5 protein-coding genes are annotated in these 8,416 nt (G+C 61.3%); 2 read left to right on the plus strand and 3 right to left on the minus strand.

All coding sequences use genetic code 11. From position 1 onward, the window contains the following. Positions 1-90: 90 nt before the first annotated feature. Both AC1DEY_RS17775 and AC1DEY_RS17780 read left to right on the plus strand, forming a co-directional pair. Entirely contained in the window at positions 91-1,140 is a 1,050-nt protein-coding gene (locus AC1DEY_RS17775) for an ArdC-like ssDNA-binding domain-containing protein (protein ID WP_476869119.1), read from the plus strand. Positions 1,141-1,198: 58 nt separating this feature from the next. Further along, complete coding sequence (locus tag AC1DEY_RS17780; protein ID WP_476869112.1) at positions 1,199-1,702, plus strand: single-stranded DNA-binding protein; 504 nt, start codon at positions 1,199-1,201, stop codon at positions 1,700-1,702. A gap of 795 nt (positions 1,703-2,497) precedes the next feature. On the opposite strand, the gene AC1DEY_RS17785 is transcribed toward AC1DEY_RS17780, so the two are convergent. The 3 genes from AC1DEY_RS17785 to mobF form a co-directional block, all read right to left on the minus strand. After that, positions 2,498-3,670, minus strand: a complete 1,173-nt coding sequence (locus AC1DEY_RS17785; RefSeq protein WP_476869113.1) for a hypothetical protein — start codon at positions 3,668-3,670, stop codon at positions 2,498-2,500. A gap of 159 nt (positions 3,671-3,829) precedes the next feature. Further along, positions 3,830-4,411 carry a hypothetical protein gene (locus AC1DEY_RS17790; RefSeq protein WP_476869114.1) on the minus strand — a complete coding sequence of 194 codons (582 nt, stop codon included), beginning with the start codon at positions 4,409-4,411 and terminating at the stop codon, positions 3,830-3,832. A gap of 20 nt (positions 4,412-4,431) precedes the next feature. Further along, the gene (gene mobF, locus AC1DEY_RS17795; RefSeq protein ID WP_476869115.1) at positions 4,432-7,989 is read right to left on the minus strand and encodes a MobF family relaxase; all 3,558 of its coding nucleotides are present in this window, start codon (positions 7,987-7,989) and stop codon (positions 4,432-4,434) included. Between the last annotated feature and the right edge of the window lie 427 nt (positions 7,990-8,416).

Here is an 8,416-nt window from a genome sequence, read left to right on the forward strand (position 1 = left end):
GTTCCGTCCACCATCCCGTCTGGCCAAAGTCCCGCACTGGCCGGACCGGGCGCTCGCCGTATGACTCCTGAGGAGCGCGTTGCCGCCCTCATGGATGGTTTGCACTCAATCCTGGAGAGCGCGGTTGAGTCACCCTCCCATTGGCAGGTCTTGCTCGATGCTTCCGCCAACTTGTGGCGCTACTCGGGCGGGAACGTTGCCTTGCTCATCATGCAGATGGCACAACGGGGAACGGACGAGCCGACGCTCGTCGCGGGGTACAAGGAATGGGAACGACACGGCCGAACTGTCCTTCGCGGTGAGCATGCCCTATGGGTCATTGCACCCAGGACCTCCCGTGTCCAACAGATGCTGTTGCCCGACGGTACCCGYCAGCGSATTCCCGTSGGCAGTAAGCTGCCYSGCGGTGCKGTCGAYGAGGGGAARAAGACGCTCATAACCGGTTGGCGKGGCCAGGCGGTCTTTGACGTTTCCCAGACTSAGGGMGCCCCGCTGCTGGTTCCTAGACCGACCAACTCATCGGTGGAGGCGCCTCAACTGTGGGGATCATTGGCTGGAGTTGCCCGCTCGCATGGTTTCTCAATTAACATCGCGGACGCCCAATACGGACTAACAAGCGGTTTCACGGACTTCGCTCAGCGCCAGGTGCAGGTGGGCGGGTGGTTGAACCCGGAGGAACGCATCGCCGTGCTGGCGCATGAGCTTGGACATGTCTTGCTCCACGGTCCGGACGACCATGTGGGCAAGCTCTATGGCAGCAGCGTGGACCACCGGGGACTGGCTGAAGTCGAGGCCGAGTCAGTTGCCTACACCGTGTTGAAGGCGCATGGGATTGATCGTGGCCCCCAGTCAGCAAGCTACTTGTCCGGGTGGGCTGACGCAGTGATTGAGGCGGAGCAATCAGACGTGGGGAACGACTCCCTCCGGCGACAGCCCGCYTCTCGCGTGGACATAGCGAAGTCCGTCYTSGGCCGCGTCACCKSRGCCGCCAAGCAAATCCTTGAAGTGTCTGATCCTCCGGGACYCGGTGGGAAGGTCCCTGCKGCTGAGGTCTCTCCGCGGGCCCACAGCCAGGAAACCTACGTGGGCTTGAAGCAGCCAGGCGGCCCATCGCATGGCTTAGAGATCTCGGGCCCGTAGGACAACTCACTCAGTGTCGGACGGGACCGCCCCGTCTGCGAAGGAAAGGACAGTAGATATGAGCACCAAGATTCCGGTCAACATCGTCGGCAATCTCGTCGCGGACCCCGAGCTCACCTATGGTGAGTCCGGTGTCGCACACGCCAAACTGCGGGTGGCTGTGAACCAGCGGATCCAAGGAACAGACGGAAGCTGGCAGGACGGAGAGCCTGTCTTCCACAACGTCTCGGCATTCCGGGCGCTCGCTGAAAATGCTTCAAACTCCTTGAGGAGGGGCGACCCGGTGACGGTGTCGGGTGAACTCGAGTTCCGTGCCTTCGAAAAGGACGGGGAGAAGCGGGAAGCGCGCCGGATTGTGGCTGAAACCATCGGTCCTGACCTCCGCTTTGGCACAGCTGCGTACCATCGTTCTCCACGAGCGGCGGCTGGTCCCGAAGCGGAAGTCGGCGCTGGTTTGCAGGCGGCTCCTGAAGCGGCCCTACCCGCATACAGCATCGCTACAAAGGGCCCGGTTGCAGTGCCCCCTTTAGGCGGGCCGGCGCGGAATGAGATTAGCCTCTGACCCGGGGCTTCCAAGCGGCGAATTCTGAACTAATGCTTGTCTGAATCCCGCGCCTGAACCTGAACGACGCGCCATGGCCTGGTCCTCACGGGGACCAGGTCATTACGTCGTCGCGCTCTGGGGGCCGTGCGTCTGGTCGCGGTGTCAGTGCACTCGCTTTCGCTGACGTATATTGCCGCCGCCTCTTTTCTCCCTCGACCACATGCGTTTGGCTACAGCCTGCTACTGCCCTTCCAGTCATCTGGCTGCACACGTTTGATGCTCGAGGAGTGCGCCCACCCCATGTGGTACTTCCCGGAAGARTCCAGCCACTCWATGAGCCCATACTTGCGCGTCCACCCAACAGCTTTGCCGTAGATACCGCCGACATACACTAGCGGCCGGCCAAACTTCGGGAAGTCTCGGAGAGGTGCAGGGTCATCTATCGGTCGGCTCGCCTCAGCATCCATGCGAGCCATCATGCGCTCAACATCTTCTGGGGAGCCAGACTTGATCACGAGGACAAGTATAGAACATATGTTCGAATGCGCTGGGGATGCTTCGGAACTGCAACCGTGCTTGCCACCCGGTGCCACCCGAGGCTCAAGGGCGTCCCCGTCCTCCTAGTGCCAGCGGTTTATGTCATCGTCGTCTTTGACACCGGAACCGCCGTCCTACTCTTAGACACCGCAACGTAGTGGCCGAGCGGTGCTGAGCAGAATCCAATAAATCGCCTGGTCTGCCTGATTGGCTACATTGTGGAGGTCGAAGCCGATACCGGGCAGCCGATGTCGAGTGGATGACGCATGAGACAGTTCAAACGGCTGATTCCGAACTCTCGGCCCCGTAGTTGGAGTTCGCCGCAGCATTACGGGCAGCAATTTCGTCCAAAAGATTCGCGGTGGCAAGACAAGTCCAAAAGATCCAGTCGAGGAACTCCTCACCGAACTCTGACTTCTGGGCCTTGTCGCGGTGGCGGATGGTGAATTGGTTGGCGATCCTAAAAAGGTCACTCTCGTCGGCGGAAGAAACCTTTTTCTTCATTGAGGCTCGTTTTGGTTCCAGTTCGCCATAGAGCAGTGCTATCGCGGCACGCTTGTCTACGATCGTGGCGTTTCTGGCGCGGTACATTCGAACGGCATGGGCCACTTCATCCTCGGGGTCGTCCGCCCGTTGGGCGATTTGTTGCGTCGCCAAGTCATTGAGGGGTGAGTCGAATACGCGAACCAGCCGCCCTTGTTCTTCGCCGGACGTGCCTAGGCGGAGCGGCACGCGGTGAGTCTCCAGTAACGTGTTCACACGCCAGCGGTAGACGCTCTGTCCTGATTGGCTGTTCCAACTTTGATAGTGCAGACCACAGTCTCCGAAGCTGTGGATCGTGGCAGTCCGGGGTCTCTGGGCTTGGTCGTGAAAATACTCGACCAGGGAGTAGACCGCCCCATCCGGAAGGGCGAGTATATCGGCGCCCATCATGGGCCATGGAATGTCCAGCTTTGTGGCACGGCGGATAGACTTCCGAACCTCGTCCAAGTCCAAAGGGTCGTCGACACAGTCTTTTCCGAGGACTTTAGGGAAGTAACCCGCTTCCTGCAATTGATCTATTAGTTCGAAGAAGTCTTCGGCGAAGGTCTCGTATGGTTGATCTTCTGCTAAGGAATTGGCAGCTCCGTTCCGCTCAGCCCAGTAAACGGGCGCCTTGTATGGCCGTAGCCGCGACTCGTCGTTCAGCAATTCAGTGAGCCACATCCGACCCAGTGCGTCGCTCTGAGGCACCCCCGCCTGCCTCATGAATAGGCCATCCGTGGGTAGCGAAGCAAGAAACGCCGATGCAACTCCCTCGTTCTCATAGGCCTCAAGGAGCAGATGGCTGACCTTACTGATCCATTCGGTGTCCCCCGGGGGCAGTTCCAAAATGCGCCGGGCTTCCCACTCGAACAAAGAGCGAGGCCAAAGCAAGGCGTAAACGGGATCATCCATAAGTAAAACCATAGGGCTTTGCTGCGACGCTCTTGACCTTACGACCCGACAGTAAGAGGGCCGGGATGAGATGCGTGACCTGAGAGCTAAGTGGAAAGAAGCCCGGCGAGCATTCTCAAAATCTGCAAGCGGCGAGGCGCTCCGGCGGCCGGAGACACACTTAGGACCCGCCTATCGGGGTCCCTTGGCAAACCGATCTACACGTCGGCTGGCAGCAGACGCCTCAGCGGGCCGTCCAGCGCTCGGTGCCCAAGCCAGGCAATCCGCGGCGCGGATGAAGTACGTTTCCGGCCAAGGCGCGCCGGGCATCACCTGGGCCGGGTCGGGAGCTATGAGCAGGACGGCGCCGGGCCAGAGCGGCTCCGGCAGCGCCTCTATCCAGGCCGGCTGAACATGGTTGAAGCGGTTCCACAGGATGGTGACCCATGAACCGGTGGGCTGCACCGCGTCAACGCTGAGGAGCGTTATCTCGGTTGTGGTCCCGGTGGCCAGCTTGGCATTGTCCAAGGACCTCCATCTTTCCGTTGCGTCGGCCAGCCATGCACGGCGGTCGTTGACCCGTTTCCACCAAAGCCCACCTATCAGCAGCGCAGCTGCCAATAAGAGGCCGCCAACAATTACCTTGAATAAGGAAGGCAGTTCGGCCGGAAGGACAAACGCCAGAAAGAGAACGAGCGCTATCAGAACAACCGTGCTGGTCGATACCAGCCCAGCTGTCGCAACTTTGGGGTTCACCGTCGGGTTTTGAACCATAGTCTCGCCTCTCCATCAGCTTAGAGCTGCCAACCAGCACTCGTAAGGACGACCTGCTGGGAAAGGGGCAAATTCACTGAACTGGTCCCTGGCTGAGGTGACATTTGGCGACCGCGAACGCCATCCATGGATTCTTGGAGTCCTTCCCGTTGTCCCCGCTGTTCCCACTCGTAGTCGGCGGGAGTTGCTCCGAGTGGGAGTGGAGAGTCCGAGATTCCCCACCTGTCCCTGAAAAGAGCGACGGCACGAATCAGTTGGCCTGACGCGCCACTGCCGAGCGAGGCACCCAGGACGCGTTTCCACTCGAGGTCCTCTGTCAGGGCAGTCATGGCTACGGTGTCAGTCCTCCGCCGGATCCGTTGGCGGACCTGATCGACCATCTCCGCTAAGTCAGGACGAGGTGTAGCAAGCTCCTCGACCAATGGGTCGGCCGTCGCCGTCGGCATCCCTTTCAAGAAACGGCGCAAACGCATGCTGAGCAGAGCCGAGGGATCACGYGCACCTGTGGCGTTTYGRAGAGTTTCCTCCAACACTCGTTCAGCGCTTTGGCGGCTGAYGGCCGTSGCCTTCCGCCACGCCGCGACGGCCGCGCCCCACGAAGGTGACTTTTCGAGTTCGAGTGACGAGCCGCCGTCGTGCTTGCTCAAGCATTCCGTGAGAYTTTGRGCAGCYGCTATYTGCGCYAAGTAGTCATACTCCGCGTAGAGGCGTTCGAGGGTGTCTGACTTCTTGCGCTCCGCGTCGCGTACTTCATGGGCGGTCCGCTCAGCACCTTCCGYAGCGAGTACCTCGCCTAAGATGCTCCGCCACGACGGCTGCAGGGAGGGATCAATGGCGGGATGCTCAGAGTCATCACCTTCGCTGACGTAGGCAAAGTTGCCGGAGCGGCCTCGGGTCATGCTGACGTAGAGGAGCTCGCGGGTGAGGCGGCCCTGGGTAACCACAGTGTGACCGGTGTCGACGGTGACGCCCTGGGAACGGTGTGCGGTGGTTGCATAGCCCAGTTCAACGGACGACTCGAGATACGCCCGCGGGAGTATGACCCTTGCTCCTGTTTCCCGCCGTACCGCTAGAAGTGAGTCGTCCCGCCTACTGACACATTCGACGTCGAACAGTGTTCCATTCCGGACGAAGTCACCGTTGCTGTCGACGAGCCGGCGGTCGTTTCCGCGGGCGATGATGGTGTCGCCGGAACCGGCGCATAGGCCATCGTTGAGCAGAACGCTCAGTTCGGGATCCACCTCGCCATTGGCCACGAGGTCGGCTTGGGCGCGTTCGTTGAGCATGCCGACGGTGTCATTGTCCGCCGCGATAAGGATGGATGACTTGCCGGCCCGCATATCGGCCTGCCACGCCAGGTACGCCTGGTCGACCATGTCCAAGTAGGTGCCGTGACTTATCCGTCGATGCTTTTCATAGTCCAGGATCGCTGAGTAGTCTCCCCTCCGGAGCTTGAGGGATGATGCGCCCTCCCACTTTTCGTGGAATCTCCAGATGCTGCTGAGCCGGGTGGTCTTTTCTTGCCGGTCCAGCCAACCGAGGACGCCGCCGGCGTCGATCGCGTCCAGCTGGCCTGGGTCACCCACCAGGAGGATCTTCGCGTGGGCCTCGTGTGCCTGCTGGACGAGGGCGGCGAGCTGGAACGTGGAAACCATGGAAGCTTCGTCGATGATGACGAGCTGGTCCGGGTGGAAGCACCATCGCTGCTGAACGGCGGCGAGGCGGGCAGCTTCCTGCGCGAATGCGATGCTCCGGCGGTCGTCAGGGTGAGCTTTCGTCAGACGGGTCTGGAGGTCGAAGAAGCGCCCAGCCCGGGAACTTGCCCCACGGCCCACCGACTCGTAAAGCCATTTCGCGACATTCTCAGTAGCCATGGAGAGTCCACGGCCCAACACGTCCGCACTTGCCGCCGCCGGGGCAAGCCCGATGACGCTACCGGCACCGTGTTCCGCTTCCCATATCGCCTTGACCGCGCCCAGGGTGGTGGTCTTTCCCGTGCCTGCTGGGCCGACGATCGCGTCAAGGCGGTTGCCGCTGAGGAGGACGCTGGCCATGGCGGCGCGCTGATCGGAGTGCAGTTCGGCCTTCTCGAGTTGTCCGATACTGTCGAGCGAATCCATGATGGCGTTCGCCCGCACGGCCGGGCTGCCGTCGTCGTTCCGTGCCGCCATGATGGCGTCCTCGCACGCGAGCGTTGAGGTGTCGGTATAGAGGCGCGATCCTTGGAAGTCGAAGACGCTGCTATGCCCGTTGCGGAGGTCCGGCGCAGCATCTGGTGGGGCGGAGTAGCGGTACTCGTTGAGCGCTACGGATTGGTGTTCGGCAGCCGTGGCGACGGCATCCATTAGTGCATTCCGGTCGGATGCGGAGCGGCAACGGATCTGAGCGCAGACCCTTTCCGCTTCGGCGAGGAGGTTCCAGCGGTTCCAGGTTGAGCGTTTGCCGGCGACGCGTTCACGGGCAAGGGAGGCGACACTGTCGATCCAATCGGAGGTGAAGTCCGCAAAGGCGAAGGGGGAGTCCCAGGAGCGGTCGATGGTGGCGGCGAGGACGTCGGCTGCTTGGAAACCTCTGCCGGCCGCACGTTCGCGCCAATGGGCCGAGAGTTCATGCAAAGGTGTGGGTAGCTCTGGCTTTGGGATGCGGGTGGCCAACGTAGCCTGCTGGCGAAGCTTGATGATTGTTGCCGCGGTAGGAGGATGACCGTGTTCCGTGACCCATTCCGCCACGAGGCGGTCTGTTTCCATATTGATGAGACGTGACCGGTTCGAAAATTCGCGGATGAGTGCTTCGTCAATGCCGGTGAGCTGCTGGCTGGGATTCTGGGTGCTATTGGCAGGGGTGCGGATTTCCGTGTCGCTGCCGAACTGCCGGTGAAGGGCGTCAAACAGGAGCCCGTTGTAGTGTTCGCTGGCGGCGACGGCGGCCTTGTACAGGGTGCGGGAGTCGAGGGTGACCCAGGCTCCGTCGGTTATGCGCTGGATGCGGTTGGCGATAACGAGGTGCGTGTGGAGCTGTGGGTCGCCGGTCCGGGATTCCCAGTGGTCGAAGGCAGCGGCGATGGCACCCCTTGTGCCTAGGTGGGCTACGCCGTTCCGTCCGGCGCGAGTGTGGACGACGTAGTCTTCGAGCCACGCAAGGGTCTCTGCGACAGCGTCGTGGTGGGTTCTCAGGATCCGGTCCTGTGTGCTGCGGGGGCTGAGTGCCCACAGGACGGACACCGACTTCGGCACACTGAAGGTCAGGTCGAATCCGACGACGGCGTGCCTCACGGTGGGTGGGTCGGTCTTGTTGTCGACGGCGGTGGGTTGGCTGTGCGGGCGACCCAAGGGCGTTGCGTTGTCGGGGTGGATTGCTATGTCGAAGACTGCTTTTGCGTCCGTTTCGGAGACGGGCTCACCGGCGGTCCGGGTGATTCCGTTGAGTCCACCTCCAATCCATCGGCCTTCCGGGGTGCCGGCCTTCATGTAGTAGGTGGTGGCGTCCGGGGGAGAAGTGGATAGGTCGTCCATCATCGTCGTCTTGAAGAGGTAGCGCAGGCCTGCTTGGGCAGAAAGCCGGGCGATGGACATTGTCATAGCCGCGGGGCTCCAGCTTGGCGCTTCGATGGATGCCATCCACGGCGACGGAAAATTTCCAGTGTCGCTTGATCGAGCGCGATGCCCTTTGCCTGAGCGAGGGAGACTAACCAGGCAGAGATGTGTGCCAGGTCTTGGACATTGGTTCTTTGCGCGCGTTTGAGGCGGGCGACCTCTGWCTGGAGAAGGTTGTTGTTGACTCTTTGTTCTGAGTTCTCCGCTTCGAGCCGATCGATCTCGAAGGCTTGGGACCTGAGCTTGGACTGGAGTACTTCCCGGTGCCGCTGACATGATCTTGTTTTGGACTCTAGTTGTCGCTTGCTGGCTTCCAGCTGGGCCTTCAGGTCAGTGGACAGCGAGTCTGCTTTTCGTAGCTGAGCCGGGCGGTTACTAGACCGACGTCGACGGTCCCGCGGCCTGTTAGCAC

The sequence above is a fragment of the Arthrobacter sp. 05T47 genome (assembly GCF_056395825.1).

Coding starts and splice junctions, on each gene's coding strand:
- AC1DEY_RS17780 (WP_476869112.1), top strand. CDS start 1,199: ATGAGCACCAAGATTCCGGTCAACATCGTCGGCAATCTCGTCGCGGAC.
- AC1DEY_RS17785 (WP_476869113.1), bottom strand. CDS start 3,670: ATGGTTTTACTTATGGATGATCCCGTTTACGCCTTGCTTTGGCCTCGC.
- AC1DEY_RS17790 (WP_476869114.1), bottom strand. CDS start 4,411: ATGGTTCAAAACCCGACGGTGAACCCCAAAGTTGCGACAGCTGGGCTG.